The 15,572-nt window shown below is 51.5% G+C and carries 15 protein-coding genes; 3 read left to right on the forward strand and 12 right to left on the reverse strand.

Annotated features, from left to right (window positions below; translation table 11 throughout):
* Window positions 1–56 precede the first annotated feature (56 nt).
* The 5 genes from PsW74_RS06580 to bioB are packed head-to-tail and all read right to left on the reverse strand — an operon-like array spanning window position 57 to window position 5,045.
* The gene (locus PsW74_RS06580; protein ID WP_063288700.1) at window positions 57–1,049 is read right to left on the reverse strand and encodes a beta-ketoacyl-ACP synthase III; all 993 of its coding nucleotides are present in this window, start codon (window positions 1,047–1,049) and stop codon (window positions 57–59) included.
* Window positions 1,036–2,295, reverse strand: coding sequence for an adenosylmethionine--8-amino-7-oxononanoate transaminase (locus PsW74_RS06585; protein WP_063288699.1), 1,260 nt, complete (start codon window positions 2,293–2,295; stop codon window positions 1,036–1,038). Before PsW74_RS06585 ends, PsW74_RS06580 begins: the two co-directional genes overlap by 14 nt.
* Complete coding sequence (gene bioD / locus PsW74_RS06590; RefSeq protein ID WP_063288698.1) at window positions 2,295–2,933, reverse strand: dethiobiotin synthase; 639 nt, start codon at window positions 2,931–2,933, stop codon at window positions 2,295–2,297. Before bioD ends, PsW74_RS06585 begins: the two co-directional genes overlap by 1 nt.
* Window positions 2,930–4,069: an 8-amino-7-oxononanoate synthase gene (locus PsW74_RS06595; protein ID WP_063288697.1), complete on the reverse strand. Its 1,140-nt coding sequence runs from the start codon at window positions 4,067–4,069 to the stop codon at window positions 2,930–2,932. Before PsW74_RS06595 ends, bioD begins: the two co-directional genes overlap by 4 nt.
* On the reverse strand, window positions 4,053–5,045 hold the full coding sequence (gene bioB / locus PsW74_RS06600; RefSeq protein WP_057465384.1) for a biotin synthase BioB: 993 nt from the start codon (window positions 5,043–5,045) through the stop codon (window positions 4,053–4,055). Before bioB ends, PsW74_RS06595 begins: the two co-directional genes overlap by 17 nt.
* 696 nt (window positions 5,046–5,741) lie before the next feature.
* Between bioB and PsW74_RS06605 the strand changes: the two genes are divergently transcribed.
* On the forward strand, window positions 5,742–10,250 hold the full coding sequence (locus tag PsW74_RS06605; RefSeq protein ID WP_063288696.1) for an autotransporter domain-containing protein: 4,509 nt from the start codon (window positions 5,742–5,744) through the stop codon (window positions 10,248–10,250).
* A gap of 489 nt (window positions 10,251–10,739) precedes the next feature.
* Window positions 10,740–10,898, forward strand: coding sequence for a hypothetical protein (locus PsW74_RS28825; protein WP_156701956.1), 159 nt, complete (start codon window positions 10,740–10,742; stop codon window positions 10,896–10,898).
* A gap of 40 nt (window positions 10,899–10,938) precedes the next feature.
* Here the strand turns inward: PsW74_RS28825 and PsW74_RS06610 are convergent, their stop codons facing one another.
* The 3 genes from PsW74_RS06610 to PsW74_RS06620 all read right to left on the reverse strand — a co-directional run bounded on the left by PsW74_RS06610 (window position 10,939) and on the right by PsW74_RS06620 (window position 12,272).
* On the reverse strand, window positions 10,939–11,175 hold the full coding sequence (locus PsW74_RS06610; RefSeq protein ID WP_063288695.1) for a hypothetical protein: 237 nt from the start codon (window positions 11,173–11,175) through the stop codon (window positions 10,939–10,941).
* Between the two features lie 195 nt (window positions 11,176–11,370).
* Window positions 11,371–11,805: a hypothetical protein gene (locus PsW74_RS06615; protein ID WP_063288694.1), complete on the reverse strand. Its 435-nt coding sequence runs from the start codon at window positions 11,803–11,805 to the stop codon at window positions 11,371–11,373.
* A complete protein-coding gene (locus tag PsW74_RS06620) occupies window positions 11,802–12,272 on the reverse strand; it encodes a lysozyme (RefSeq protein ID WP_063288693.1) in 471 nt (156 codons plus the stop codon). Before PsW74_RS06620 ends, PsW74_RS06615 begins: the two co-directional genes overlap by 4 nt.
* Window positions 12,273–12,420: 148 nt before the next feature.
* Between PsW74_RS06620 and PsW74_RS06625 the strand changes: the two genes are divergently transcribed.
* Window positions 12,421–13,593 carry a hypothetical protein gene (locus PsW74_RS06625; protein ID WP_153041359.1) on the forward strand — a complete coding sequence of 391 codons (1,173 nt, stop codon included), beginning with the start codon at window positions 12,421–12,423 and terminating at the stop codon, window positions 13,591–13,593.
* Between the two features lie 39 nt (window positions 13,594–13,632).
* On the opposite strand, the gene PsW74_RS06630 is transcribed toward PsW74_RS06625, so the two are convergent.
* From PsW74_RS06630 to PsW74_RS28830, 4 genes are all read right to left on the reverse strand, one after another.
* Window positions 13,633–14,670, reverse strand: a complete 1,038-nt coding sequence (locus tag PsW74_RS06630; protein ID WP_063288691.1) for a hypothetical protein — start codon at window positions 14,668–14,670, stop codon at window positions 13,633–13,635.
* Between the two features lie 3 nt (window positions 14,671–14,673).
* Window positions 14,674–14,898, reverse strand: a complete 225-nt coding sequence (locus PsW74_RS06635; RefSeq protein WP_063288690.1) for a tail protein X — start codon at window positions 14,896–14,898, stop codon at window positions 14,674–14,676.
* Window positions 14,899–14,907: 9 nt separating this feature from the next.
* Window positions 14,908–15,315 carry a phage tail protein gene (locus PsW74_RS06640; RefSeq protein ID WP_193777058.1) on the reverse strand — a complete coding sequence of 136 codons (408 nt, stop codon included), beginning with the start codon at window positions 15,313–15,315 and terminating at the stop codon, window positions 14,908–14,910.
* 26 nt (window positions 15,316–15,341) lie between these two features.
* Window positions 15,342–15,572: hypothetical protein (locus tag PsW74_RS28830; protein WP_193777952.1), on the reverse strand; the 231-nt coding region annotated here is incomplete at its 5' end.

The raw sequence follows: 15,572 nt of genomic DNA on the forward strand, positions 1-15,572 counted from the left end.
CTGCGGTTTGATGCGCGCGCGCCCGCTTGTCTTTCCACCACGAGTGGGCGCATTTATTACATGCCGATCAACAAAGACCCACTGACAAAACCTGCGCCAATGGCAGACAATAAGATTTTGTCGCCCGCCTTATAGCTTCGATTTTCCCGACACTTGGAGAGACTAAATGGGATAGTAGCAGCAGAGCTGTTGCCGTACTCCCCCAGTGTCATCAGTGTTTTATCGGCGTTTATTCCAAGATTGGTTCCGACAGCCTGAATGATCCGGGAGTTGGCCTGATGGGGTGCCCAGTGATCTACCTCTGACGGTTTGATGTCTGCTTGCCCCAGAATCTTCATGGCTGAGTCCGTGAGCGTGTTGACCGCTTTGGCGAAGACCGTCTGCCCACCTTGCAGGCTCATCAGGTACTCATTGGGGTCCATATCCGGTCTGTACGGATTGCGACTGCCACCGCCGGGGATTTTGATGAGGTCGTAATAAGCGCCATCAGATGCCAGATCGGCAGCAAGGATGCCCTGCTCTTTATGTGCCGGAGGCAGAACCACGACAGCGCCGGCAGCATCTGCAAAAAGCACGCGACTGGCGCGTTCTGCCGGGTTGATGCGACGGCTAAGGATATTGGCTGCGACGACGAGGACAGCGATGCCTTGCGCTTTGGCATAGGCATCGGCCATGGCCAGTGCGTAAAGGAACCCTGCGCAGGCTCCTGCCATATCGATGCCGCCGGAGTTTGGCAGGCCAAGTTTGTGCACCAGCAGAGGCGCTGACGGCGGTAACAGATGGTCAGGCGTGCTGGTTGCCAGCAGTGTCAGGCCGATTTTGGCAGGATCGATACCAGCGTCCTCAATCGCCATTTGAGCCGCTGGCAATGCGATATCTGTCAGAGCCTGATCAGAGGAGACGTAGCGGCGCTCACGAATACCGGTGCGGCGTTCGATCCAGCCCTCTTCCAGTCCCAAATCCTGTTCGATCTCCGCATTGAACACGTGGCGTTCTGGTGCGTAATGTCCGAAGCCGATCAGCCCACCACGGTCCTTAGAGGAGTTCATCAGCAGCCTCAGCTATTGCGTCGTAGATCTGGTCAATATCGCCTTGAGTGACGCAGTAAGGTGGCATGGAATAGAGCGTGTTGCCCAGTGGGCGCAGCAGCAGGTTCTTTGACTTGAAGAACTCATAGAGGCGCGGGCCGACATCAGACAGATATCCGTGATCCTTCACGTTGATATCCATGGCCGCGATGGTGCCCGTCTGACGGATGTTGGTGAAACGATCATCGTCTTTGAAACGCGCAAGGCCAGCGGATTGCATTTGCATGAGCTTTGCTATGCGGTCATAGACCGGCTCATTCTCCCAGATCTCCAGATTGGCGACCGCAGCGGCGCAGGCGATTGGGTTTGCTGTATATGAGCTGGAATGGAAGAAGGTTTTGCTTCTGTCCATGGAATAATGCTCATCATAGATTGCCGAGGAGCACATGGTGACGGCAAGCGGCAAAGAGCCACCGGTCAAACCTTTGGAATAGCACGCGATATTCGGCGTGATCTGTGCATGCTCACAGGCAAACATCTTGCCTGTACGGCCCCACCCCGTCATCACCTCATCAGCGATGAACAGTACATTGTGCTTCTTGCAGATCTCATGGAGCCCCCGCAGTGTTTCAGCGGAATACATGAGCATGCCGCCAGCGCCCAGAACGAGTGGTTCTACGATAAACGCTGCTACATCACCTTGGGCGCAGAGCTTATCCAGCTCATCTAGCGTGTTCTGCTCATTGCCAGCGGTTGGGAACGGCACTTTGGCCACATCAAACAGCAGCGGATTGTAAGGCTGGTTGAAAACGCCACGCTCGCCAACGGACATGGTGCCGATGGTGTCGCCGTGATAGCTGTTTTCCATAACGACAATGCGCTGGCGTTTCTCGCCCAGATGATGCCAATAGCCGAGCGCCATCTTGAGCGCCACTTCCACACTGGTGGAACCACTGTCTGAAAAGAAGACATAATCCAGTCCATCAGGCGTGCATTTGAGCAGCTGCTGCGCAAGTCGCTCTGCAGGCTCATGGGTGTGACCTGCAAAGATCACCTGATCCAGCTTTTCCGCCTGCTCCTTGATTGCGCCGATGACGTGCGGATGGCAGTGGCCGTGGGTTACGACCCACCAGGAAGCAATGGCATCAAGCAGTTTGTCGCCGTCATCCTTTGTCAGGTATGCGCCAGAACCGCCCGTAATCTTGGTCATTTCCGTCAGCACAGCGTGCTGGGTGAATGGATGCCAGATTGGTGAGTGCTTTGACATTATGCGTTCTCCCCGTTTTGCAGGCAGAAGTCTTCCAGACGGAAATTCTCTGCAAACGCTGTTCTTATTGTTTCTGGGGTGATTTGTTGCAGCAGTGGCAAGCGACCAAGCTTCTTGACACCTGCGTACTCTGCGATCGTGCGTTCTGAATCTGCCACTTCCTCACCGACAAATACAATGCCGAGCAGATTGCAGCCACGGGTACGCAGTGCTTCAATGGAAAGCAGGCTGTGATTGATGGTGCCAAGGCCGGTGCGGGCGCACAGCACAATCGGTGCCTGCCACTTTTTGAAGAGGTCGATGTAAAGCGTCTCACGCGTGAGCGGAACCATGACGCCACCTGCCCCTTCAACGACCAGCGGTCCATCGACCTGAGGTAATGCCAGGCTCTCCGTATCGATCAGGACATCTTCTGCTTCCGCTGAGAAATGCGGAGATGCGGGAACCTGCAAACGGTAAGTCTCTGGCAGTGTTTTACAACCTGTCAGACGTATTACTGCTTGTGTGTCGGTTTCTTCTTCCAGTCCAGATTGAACAGGCTTCCAGTAGGTGGCAGCTAAAGCTTGCGTCAGCGCTGCAGAGAAAATTGTTTTGCCAATACCGGTGTCGGTGCCTGTAACTACGATTGGTTTTGTCATGAGCGAACCAGCCCCACTTCTTCTGCAAGCACTTCAAACATGTTGGATACATCGGACTTGCTGGCATGCAAGGTCAACGCAATGCGCAGGCGGGATGTGCCCCGTGGAACGGTTGGTGGGCGAATGCCGCGGATGTCATAGCCGCGTTCCTGCAGTGCTTTTGCAATCAACATGGTGCGCTTGTCATCGCCAATGAGGAACGGAAGAATATGCGTTCCGCTGCCCTTTTGTCCGCACAGACGGTTCATCTCAGCATTTGCATGTTTTACAAGGTCAGCAAGCTGGTCCCGTCGTTCCGGTTGATCCTGTACCAGTTTTAGCGAAGCGCGCACGATGGCTGCGACCAGAGGTGATGGCGCGGTCGCGTAGATGAACCCGCGCGCGCGGTTGATGAGGTAGTCGATCAGAACAGCTGGCCCGCAGACAAGTGCGCCGGAGGCTCCAAGAGCTTTGCCACAAGTATGGAGCGAAATAACGTTCTCCCGGCCTTCAAACTCCGCTGCCAGGCCTTTGCCGCCCTCACCCAGCACGCCTGTTGCGTGGGCTTCATCGACCAGTAAAAACGCATCGTGCGTATCAGCGAGTTCTATCAGGTCCCTGATCGGTGCCTGATCTCCGTCCATGCTGTAAAGGCTTTCGCAAGCGATCCAGATCCGCCCGGTTTCGCCTTGTTGGCGCCACTGGGCAATGCGTACTTGCGCATCCTCAACCTGATTGTGCTTAAAGGCCATGGACTGGGCTGCACCCAACTTCATGCCGTCATGTGCACTGGCGTGGATGAGGCTGTCATGCAGGACAAGGTCGCCCTGCTGCGGCAGGGTTGAGAACAGCGCCATGTTGGCGTTGTATCCCCCACCAAAGAAAAGGGATCGCTCTGTGTTGAACAGGTTTGCTGCTTCAAGCTCAAGCGCTTCATGCTCAGGATCATTGCCGCGCAAGAGGCGCGAGCCGCCTGCGCCGAGACTGACACCACAGGCAAGAGCGTTTTCTGCCGCTAAACGCAATTCTGGCGCTGTTGTCAGCGCCAGATAGTCATTGGACGAAAAATCGCAGCCATGCGCTTTGAGCAATGAACGGGATCTGCCCCGCTCTGCCAGACGCTCGAGCGCTCCTTGGTGCTTATTCAGCAGGCTCATGCTCAGCCGCACAGCTTTTCAGCCCCATAGGGCGGATACCAAGGCGTTTGAACAAAGCTGCGTCCTTGGAGTCTTCCGGGTTGTCTGTGGTGAGCAGTGTTTCGCCTTTGAAGATGGAGTTTGCTCCAGCAAAGAAACACATTGCCTGCGTCTCATCAGACATTTCTGTCCGGCCTGCTGACAGGCGAACATGAGATTTCGGCATCATGATGCGTGCAACGGCAATCAGACGAACGAAGTCAATCGGATCAACCGGTTCAGCATCCTGAAGCGGCGTGCCTTCAATTGGGATAAGCATGTTGATCGGCACGCTGTCCGGATGCTCTTCCAGTGTCGCCAGAGAAACCAGCATGTCGAGGCGGTCCATATCTTTTTCGCCCATGCCGACGATGCCGCCAGAACAGACTTTGATACCGGATTCCTTGACCAGATTCAGGGTGTCGATACGATCAGAGAACTTGCGGGTTGTAATAACCTCGCTGTAGTAGCGCTCTGAAGTGTCGATGTTGTGATTGTAATAATCCAACCCAGCATCTTTGAGGCGCAAAATTTGCTCAGGTGTCAGCATGCCAAGCGTCATGCAGCTTTCCATGCCGAGCTCTTTGACGCCTTCCACCATCATTTCAATGGCGCGCATGTCGCGATCTTTAGGAGAGCGCCAGGCTGCGCCCATGCAATACCGGGTTGCGCCGCCTTCCTTCGCCTTTTTGGCTTCTTCCAGCACCATTTGGACTTCAAGAAGCTTTGAGGCGGACAGCTCGGTGTTGTTGCGAGCGGACTGGCTGCAGTAAGCACAATCTTCCGGGCAACCGCCTGTCTTGATGCTTAAGAGCTGGCTTTGCTGGACCTCATTGGGGTCAAAATGCTCGCGATGAACGCAGTGAGCTTTAAACAGCAGGTCATTAAACGGCAGGTTGTAAAGAGACTCAGCCTCTTCACGCGTCCAGTTCGTACGGATGTCAGATGATTTTTGCACGCAGTTCAACTCGTTGATTTCCCCTAGGGCGTGTTTTGCCGTCAATTACAGCAAAAATGTGGCGTGCACAATGATCTATTAGAGGAATTTATTAAAACTGCCGCTGATTGAACACCTTATATCCCTTCAGTTTTGCCGGGATTTTGAGCATTTCAAAACTGAAGATTTTATTTAGTTATGTCACATTGGAATAAAAAGCTGCGCCACTCAAATGATGAGATAAATTTGCTCGTAAGGGGCGAAAATGCAGGAAAACCGTTCGCTTTTGAGAGCGTTGATTTCTGTTTTGCGATTTTCGGGGAGAAAAAGTGGCGATCCCTGCAGGATTAGCAAAATCAAGGGTTTCTGTGGGTTTGAGCTTATGTTAGGGGCAAAAACGCCAAATATAGGCCTTTGAAAACTCTAACGAATTTGAGGCCGATCCCTAACAGAAATTGAGCGCCGATTGTCACTGTAATCTGATCGTTGAGCTTATAACATACATCGCTCACTTAAGAGGGTGCTACAAAGCTTGCTTTGTTTACCAAGGCACTATTGCTGGCTTCATGTCTTTACGTCACAAATTTGGGCTGCCTCTCAAGTAGAGGATATCTTCTAATTAATTTTCCTGTAGCTATTTTAATCAATTAAAAATTGCAGTAGGTGTTTTTGCAATTATTTTTAATCCATACACATGCATTTTGGAGAGCAATTTTCATGCCGTCCTCTTTTTCACTCAAACTTCTCGGAACAACAGCCCTTGTTTTTGTCGCGCTGTCCCAATCTGCGCATGCTGGTGGAAAAGGGGGGCAGATGTTTGATACAGGTACCTTTGTCGGAGGTGACGGTGCAGATGGTGTGGCAATTTCGGGAACAATCAGCACCGACATGTATGCTGGGGGTGGGGGAGCTGGAGGCAGCAACTCTGGCCCACAGAATGGTGGCAATGGAGGCTCACTGACTTCTGATGCTTCAGGATCTAATGGTGGCTTCTCCGATAGTGGCCCTACTGCAGGTAGCGGTGGGAATGGAGCTGGAGGACTTGGAGGACTTGTTGGAGCTGGAAGTGTTGGAAGTGAGGGGCAAGATGGCATAAATGCGGGTGACGGCGGCGGCGGCGGCACAGGGGAAACAGGTGGTCGCGGTGGTAGCGGTGGCGGTGGCGGTGACGCTGTTCTTATGTCAGGTGACATTAGCATCAACACCGGCGTAACCGTACACGGAGGTGATGGCGGTGAAGGTGGCCTCAACCATGGATCTGGTGGAGAAGGCGGTTCTGGCGTCACCGCTACCTCTGGAAATCTGGCACTGACGAACAACGGCTCGATCATCGGCGGGGATGGCGGTGAAAACGATAACACCAGTTACTCCCATAGTGGGGATGGCGGAGTTGCTGTTGATTTGTCTGGCGGCCCCTACACTATTAGCAATAGTGGTAATATTCACGGCGGAAACAGTTTGGTTGTCAACGCCAATGGGTACCGCGGATCTGGCGCAGCTGGGGTCAAGGGCGCTGATCTAACGATCACAAACAGTGGCAGTATATCAGGTGGACTCAACCCAAATAATCAGCGTGCAAATGCTGTTGAGTTTACCGGTGGCACAAACAGCTTCACCTATCTTGCGGGCTCAACCGTTGAAGGTAATGTTGACGCGACTGGAGGGCTCAACGATACCTTTGCGCTGGGGGGCACGACTGACGGCAGCTTTGATGCCAGTTCAATTGAGGATACGAACCAGTACAGAGGCTTTGAGACTTTTAAGAAAACCGGCTCTTCCACCTGGACATTGGCTGGCTCTGGCGATCAGAACTGGACTATTACAGAAGGCGTCCTGGAAGGTCATTCAAACAGCATACAAGGCGATGTTGTTGTCGAGAGCGGTGCTCAACTTAAGTTCAATCAAAGCAGCTCAGGCACACATTCTGGAAATATTGAAGGTGCTGGCTCGCTGATCAAAACCGGTGTAGGTACTCTCACCCTAGCCGGGACCAACAATTACTACGGCGGCACCACCATACAAGCTGGTGCTCTTCGTCTTGACAGTATTGACAGGCTAGGAACCGATGTCACAACGCTTGATGGCGGCGCTCTCTCGCTTACCCATAGCACCGGCACTGAAACAGCTTCCCAACTGGCACTTGGTGGCAATGGTGGAACGCTGGATGTTGTGAACTCGGGAGCCAGCCTTGATGTAAGCAGTAACTTGAGCGGCACTGGTGGGTTGACCAAGACGGGGAACGGAACACTCATCCTTTCCGGCGCTAACTCCTATAATGGGGGGACGAAGGTTGAGGCGGGTACGTTGCAAGGCGATATCACTAGTTTGAATAGTCATATCAACACAGCTGCCAATACTAGTGTCGTTTTTGACCAAGATACAAATGGACACTACTTAGCAATAATGTGGGGTGCTGGTTCGCTGGTCAAAGAAGGCTCAGGTACGCTGATCCTGTCAGGTTATAATAGCTACACCGGCGGAACCGTCATAAATGAGGGTAAGGTTCAGGGAGATGCGAAAACTCTGCAAGGTGATATTCTCACCGCTGCAAGTACGAGTGTCGAGTTTGTTCAGTCGGCGGCAGGTACTTATGCAGACAACATGTCTGGCGAAGGTGCGCTCGAAAAATATGGCTCTTATAATCTAACTTTGACCGGCACCAACTCTTATAGCGGTGGAACAACTATTGGGGCTGGCTCTTTGACCGGCAATACAAACTCCCTGCAAGGCGATATCAAAATGGTTGGAAGCACACATGCCATTTTTGATCAAAACATGGACGGCACGCTCTCCGGCGACCTGTCTGGCGAGGGGTCTCTGGTCAAGCTGGGGACTGGAACCATCGTACTAACCGGCTCCAACACTCATACTGGTGGAAACTATATTGTCGGTGGAACCGTCTCTGTTGATAATATTACCAAACTGGGAACAGGTACCTCGACTTTTGATGGGGGCACGCTTTCACTGAGCCATGCAACTGGCACGCAAACGGCATCAAGTCTGGCACTCCGAAACACTGGTGCAACGCTGGATGTTGTGAATGCAGGTGCCACTCTTGACGTCACCAGTGACCTTAGCGGTAGTGCCTATTTGACCAAGACCGGTGCTGGTACGCTGGTTCTTTCCGGCTCCAATACTTATACCGGTGGAACTAGTGTTGAGGCAGGGCGGCTGAAAGGCACCACTGACAACGTTCAGGGGAATGTTGAGATTGCTGCGAATGCTGAGTTGGAGCTGGATCAGGAACTGAATGGAACCTTTGCTGGGAACATTTCTGGTGGCGGTCAGCTGATCAAGTCCGGTGTTAGCAACATTATGCTGACAGGCACCAACTCTTATGCTGGAGGCACTTTGATTAACGGTGGTTTGCTCTCCGTTTCGCACATGGCGCAGTTGGGAACTGGGGAAGTTACACTGAACGGTGGTACGTTCCAGACAACTGGTAATTCTGATCTGTCTTTTGACAATTTTGATCTGGACTCTGCCGGTGGTGAGCTGGATGTTTCCAGCAAGAGCCTGGCTTTGACAGGGGATATCAGCTCAACTGGTGAGCTGGAGAAATCCGGTACAGGCAAACTGGTGCTGGATGGGGCCTCCAACTCTGTTGGCGGTGGTACCACTGTTGAGAATGGCGCTTTGATTGTTGGTAGTTCCTTCGGCAAAAGCGGGGTTGAGCTGATCAGTGATGTTAAGGTGGAAAGCTCTGGCGTGCTGGGCGGACACGGAACTATTAAGGGCAATGTGACCAACAACAATGGCCGCATTGCACCTGGCAACTCCATCGGGGTGACTACAATCAACGGCGATTACTCCGGCACAGGTACACTGGAAATTGAAGTAGAAGGCGACACCAAGCTTGCGGACAAGCTGGTGGTGAATGGCAATGTGGATGTGAGCGACACTGTCCTTGATCTGGTGCTGACGCCTGCGGACAAAGCAGACTGGAGTCTTGATCCGACGGGGCCGTTCATCATTGTTGAAAATGACGGAACCGATGCGATTACAGGCGAGTTCTCTTCCATTGAGAACAACCTGTTGTTCCTGAATGCCGCGCTGGATTATGAGGCGGGTACTGATAGTAACGATATTGAGCTGACCTTGCTGCGCAATGACATTGATTTTGCCAGCGCAGCGCGCACGACGAACCAGAAAGCTTCTGCTGAGGCCGTTCAACGCCTTGGATCTGGCAGTGCGGTTTATAACGCTCTGATCGGGACTGTGAGCGATGAGACAGCAGCGCAGGCGGCATTTGACAGCCTTTCCGGCGAGATCAGTGCTTCAGCGCGTGGTGTGCTGATTGAAAACAGCCGTTTCGTTCGCAATGCGGTCAATGACCGTTTGCATACCTCTGCTGCTCAAGCACGCAAGGCAGCTGGGGCTGAAACTGCCCAACTGGGGTTATTGGCGCTCTGGAACATGAGCTATGGCAGCTGGGGCGAAGCAAAACGTGATGGCAATACGGCGGCTCTTGATCATTCAACCGGCGGCGTTCTGTTTGGTGTTGATGGCGATGCCTTCAGCAACCTGCGTGTTGGCCTGACGGGCGGCTACAGCCGCAGCTCCATGGACGCGGATGACCGTGCTTCAGAAGCAACGGCTGATACGTACACCTTTGGCGGCTACGCAGGCACACAGGTGAATGGCTTTGCTGTGCGCACTGGCGCTGCGGTATCCTGGCATCAGATTGACACTGAACGGTCTGTCTCCATCTCTGGCGGTACGTTTACCGATAAGCTGGAAGCAGATCAGAGCGCAGCTACTCTGCAAGCCTTTGGTGAGCTGGGATATGCGTTTGACTTTGGCGCAACCACGCTGGAACCCTTTGCAGGTCTGGCTCATGTGCACCTGATCAGCCGCAGCTTTGCTGAAGATGGTGGCGCTGCGGCCCTTTCCGCTGGTGATCAGAGCACGGATGTGACCTTTACAACACTGGGTCTGAGAGCTGCCAGTGAGTTTACTCTTGGTGGTGCAAACCTGACCGCGCGCGGTGTTGTGGGCTGGCAGCATGCCTCAACTGATACGGTTGACTTCACCCAGAGCTTTGCCAGTGGTGGCAGCGCCTTTACGGTGGAAGGCAGCCCGATTGCCAAAGACATTGGCATTTTGGAAGCTGGCTTCGACCTAGCCGTAAACGAGCGGACACAGTTTGGGCTTTCCTATGCTGGGCAGCTAGCAGCTGAGAACAGCAAGCATGGTGTAAATGCTCGGCTTAGCTTTGAGTTTTAAACTCGAAATTCTTTAATGAAATAAGCCCTGCTGCGGATAAAGACGCAGTGGGGCTTATGTTTTGGTAGAGATCATCCTGCCTTGATGTGCCTATAAGAGTAAATCAACTTATCTACCTAGGTGGTCCACCAAGGTGTGCAGTGCACTATTGGCATATATGTAACCCTTAAGTGCGCCAATCCAGCTACAGCAATTATTAGTATATCCCTCTAATGAAAAACTAAACCAAAGGCCCAATTTAAATGGATTATCAAGAATCTGCAGCGGCACTATTACCTTAAATTATTTAGCTATTTAAACTGAAACTTACTGTTCTTCCCACAATCCTTATCAATACAATATTGTTAATCGATCACTTTATGTAATTAGTTAGAATTATCAATCTATTTCAGCTTACATAAAATATTTTACTTGCAGGATGACCATGCTTTGCCAATAGTTTTTGAAGTCTGCTCTTTGGAATAATGAAGAAATTTAAAAGGTAAACTCATGCTATCCGCGGCTTTAGATTTTATTGCACAGCGTTGCGAAGTCACCACCGTTGGCGAACTCATCCATCTGCATGTGACGCTCACTCAGAACGAAATGGACCGTCTAGCGCTCTTCGGAGCAACGCTGGATGACTTAGAGCCAGATGACTGGATCTGATCAAGGAACTGGATAGCCCCGTTTTTGGGGCTATCATTTTCTATTCTTGTTTGTCGTCTGCTTGTTCCAGATCTTTCAGCTGATGCAGCTTGATACGAGTGTCCAACCGTTTGTTACGGGCATCAACCCAGCGGCCATAAGCCAACAAGATTGCTCCGATTAATACTGCGAGCAGTAAGGCGAACTGAAGTACCGGCTCAAGGTAGCTAGATGCATACCCCAGAGCCCCATAGACACTCAATCCAGTGATTGACCCGAACTCTGTCTTCGGCATCATTTGGCAATACCTTTCAAGTTGTCCTGAATGCTTCCATAAAAGGACTGCCAACCCTGTTCCTTTGCATGGCAGGCTATCAATGCAGCTCTGTGCCTGATCGCATCCCGGCCTTGGTCGCCGGTTATGCCAGGGTCTTTCGTTTCGACTGTCAGATCGGGTGGAGGATCAGGAGGCTTGAACAGCTCTCCAGAGTTTTTAACGAGCTTTCCGGAATTGAAGTGCTCGCATCCTGCTAAGATAAGCGGGATCAGAAGGACAAGCGGTAATCTTGCCCCTCTCCAGCTCCAGTTCATAGTCCCTTACCTTTTCTTCAAGCGTGCTTATCTGCTGGATGCGATCCAACAGCTTTTCACTTGCTTGCTTTGAGATGATCTTGTGCGCTGTTGCTACGCGTGTGAGCGCGTTGTTATCTGCCTTCAGTTGGGCTACTTCGGCTTGCCTATCATGATGAAGGGTGGAGAAGAACCAAACCGAGACGCAAAGCAGAGCCGTTGTTGCGAGAGTAGAAAGCCAGTTGGGTGTGCGAGGTTCAAATCTAGCCACAAAGGCCACAACAGCGCCAACAAGCGCCCCATAAGCCAGCAAGGCTTCAATGCCTGTGCTGATAAACGAGGAGATGAGATCTATCATCCCTTCGCCCCTTGCATGCAAAGTTTGTATTCATCTTGCCTGCGATTAACGAGGCCCTGTACCTTCCGACCACCAGCCCTATTGAACCAAGTGGCAGCCTGACAAGCTCCCGTCCAATTGCCTGCATTCAACCTACGCCTTGCAGTCGATTTGCAAAATGCACCTGATCCGATGTTGTAAGACAGCGAAACCATTGCAAGATAGGTTTTGATTGGGATCTTTTCCGGGGCTGTCAGGCATTTACGCATCCCGGCTTCATGTTCTTTGAGGGATACATCAAGCATTGCATCACACTCGGCCTTGGTTGCTGTATCACCTAGCTTCACGCCCTTGGTTTCGCCGTAGCAAATCGTAGGTACACCAACAACATCCTCGTAGGCACTGGTTCGCAAACCTTCCCAAGCACCCACAAATGCAACAATGAGTGCCGCAGAGGCTCCAGCGAGCCTAGTTTTGGTGGTTTTCATGATTGAGTTCTCCATAAAAAAAACCGCCTATTGCGGCGGTTAGAAATACATATTGAGAAAGATATCGAGTAAGAGTTATTCCAGAACAGCGATTGGATACTTCCTTTCACATTAGCTTTGATATTTGCCAATGGACCAGGTGCGAACCATGACTTTGGTTGCTCTTTGGAATGAAAATGGTGTCGTCAAATGTGTTGCTGATACCAGACTTTCTAGCGGCGTAAATCCAAACACAGGTAGAGCAAATACACTAATTGATTCAGGCGGCAAAATGGCTGTTATTGCTGTATCGGTGAAGCCCGCTACTTCTAATGCCAAACATGTCGGCCGCTTTTATAGTTGTGGTTTTGCCTTTGCAGGCTCCACTATATTGGCTCAAAATACACATTTTATCGCAAGTACTTGTACACAAACGATGTACAGCGATAACGAGCGCGCACTCCCCTCAATTTCTCAAGTTGGAGAGATCTACTCCAAGGCAGGGGAGTATGTTGCAAAAGATCTCAACTCTCGAGAACATAAAGGGCAGTTTACGGCGCTGATTTTCGGATACTGCCCAGTTGAGGGTAACCAAGTTGTCTGTATGATCACGCCAACAATCCAAGAAGGCGTTTTTCGTATGATTAGTACGAAGATCACGCTCACCAATGGCCAATGCATTGCAATTGGCTCTGGGAAAGAAAAATTCAAGAAAGCTCTTCGAACAACGAACTCGATTGGTATCAACCAAGGGCCTATGTCTGCATTTAATCAAGTAGTTTCTGATCCGATGACTTCAGATGTTGGCGGTTTTGCGCAAATCATGATTGCCAATATCGATGGAGTAGAGATTTGCCCAGTTCTATATCCAAATCATGATGAGACGGTAGCATTGACGATCAATGGTTTTGACACCTCACTAATCGATCCTATAGAGGGAATTGCATTTGGAAATACAGCGATTGGACTTGGTTTAGAACAGTTAGCTGGACGGAATGCACTACGAGCGAAGGGTATTGATCCTGACCAAACAGTGGTAACTCGTGAACTACAAAACCTAGCATCTTTTGAGGCTGGGCTAGAGCATTGCTTTCAAAAAGAAACTAGTCTCTTTTTGGATGACGGATACACTTTAGCAAAGACCACATTAGAAGTGGGGAAGTGGTACTTAGCAACGAAGTGCGGGACATGTGGTAAAGATACCGGGATTTGCCTAGATCCGAGTGATGGCCAAAATCAGGTTCCTCTTAAGGGGCCGGGGCATATTACTACACGTTGCAACTTTTGTGACTCAGTAGTCACTTCCAAGACCGAAGCAATTTACCCCCTTTTGTGGGAGTAGTGATCGTAGGGTACAACGGACTGAAATGCTAGATCTTGACTATCCTTTCTGCTTAGCCCCTTCCCGTTTCCCTGCTCCGTCCTGGGGGTCTTTTACACTCAGGGTGGTTGCTGCTCCCCCACCCCTTGCAGCCTTGTGCGTTCTGCTCTCAATACGGTAGGTGCCGTCAATGCCTTGCTTGATCCCTTCAACGGCGCACAGAGCTTCTGCCTGAGCCTCCGGTGCGAAGTTGATAGTGATAGACCCGGAGGCCTTCTCACGCTTTCCTTGCCCTTCACGGGCCTTCAAAAGCTCCTTGGCTTGGTCTTCATCTTTGACCGTAGAGCGAATGGCATTTAATACCGGATCTTTTAGCGCAGGGTCTTCGATTTCCTCCTCTTTGTAGGGGCGTTTGATTTCAACCACCTTGCCTTTCTCCCGATCCACATAGCGGACAGAGCTTCCAGTGAAAGCCCTGCGCAGATCACGGGGTTTCAAGCGCCAAGTGATGATATTGCCGGGATAGGTGCACTTGATGATCGGAAGCTCGTTGTCAGCACCCAACAGCAGTAAAACAGCCGTCTTATCTCTGATCTTGAATGCCCCGTTCAGCTCTTTCGCATAGCGCTGGCCGATTGAATGAAAGCTCTCTCCATTTGCCGACCAGTAGTCGCGAAAGATTTCTTTGAATGCCGGGTCTACCTTGATGTTAAATCCGGCTTTCTTGGCAGCGCCTTGCAGGAATTCTTCAAGCGTAGCTTCATCTTTATGGAAGAAAAGCGGTTGCTTGACCGGTGAGCGTTCATCGAAGCCTTTCGCCTTGATTGAGAGCTTTTGTCCTCCAGAGCGGTTGCTTGAGGAAACGGGCTGGTCAGTCACCCCTTCGAAGACCTTCTTGCCTTCAAGGATTACAGATAGCCGATGGCCAGCACTCGGCAATTTGATCTGCCCTGCACGATCATCAAGGCTAAGACTACAACTGTCAGAGCTGATCCCGGCCTTATCCGTCGCTGAAATGTTCATGAGATAGGGGCGAAGATCCTGCGAGATGTCATTGCCATTCAAGATGACTTTCCAATCTACGGTCCATTCGTTCATTCGCTATCCAAACAAGTCTATTGTCGGCTCTGGTGTGATTGTGACTTCAGATGGCAGGTCTGGAATAAGCACTTCCCGGCCAGCTGCAAGAAAAGCTCCTTCGCCCGCTATGCCGGGGTTAAGGGTCAGGGCCTCGGTGATGAGATCCTGCCCCTTCCAGCCGTGCACGCGCACCAGCAGGAGGTCCAAGGTGATCCCTTCACCTGTAACGGTTACTGTGGTGGACATAGCCGCCCCTTAAAGCAGGTCGAAGACTGAAATCAGATCTGGAATGAGATCAGGTGAGACCGGGGTTTCATCCGGCAGCTGTTCAAGCCCAATCTGATAGGTGATCACAAAAGGAACACCGTCTCTTTCCAGCTCTTTGTGCGTTTGTTTTGAGGACTTGATAAAGTAGTTCCCCATTGGCTTGCCATCACCACGCAGCACCGGGAAGACTTCCCCAGTCCGTCGCATCTTGTCGGCAATCTCAAGTTCGACCAGCCCACCGATCCTGATAGGTAGCAGCTGCCCTGAGAGATTAAGGGTCTTGCCCCCATCTCCCATAAACTCACCGGGCTTCATCCCGCCCATAACGGGCTTTCTGGCCCAATCAGCCTTTGCTGAGATAGACACCTGATCCACGTTGAATGGGAAGGTATCCATCTGCAAAGCTCCAAGCATGTAAAGCATCAGCGCACCGCATATTCTCGGTCTGCATGAAGGCCGGACATCCGATCTTCGACCTGTTCAACAAACCCTTCGACCATGTCGGACGCACTGCTTGCCGCGTCTACATAGAAGGGGCCAAAATGATAATGAGTTTCGCCTGAGGGCGATTGTGAACCATTGCCGCCGAGCATCTTTGCACTCTCTGAAGCGGTGTGGACGTATCCGGACTGGCTTGGGGTCACCAGTTCGGC

The sequence above is a fragment of the Pseudovibrio sp. W74 genome (assembly GCF_001623085.1).
GTDB lineage: Bacteria > Pseudomonadota > Alphaproteobacteria > Rhizobiales > Stappiaceae > Pseudovibrio.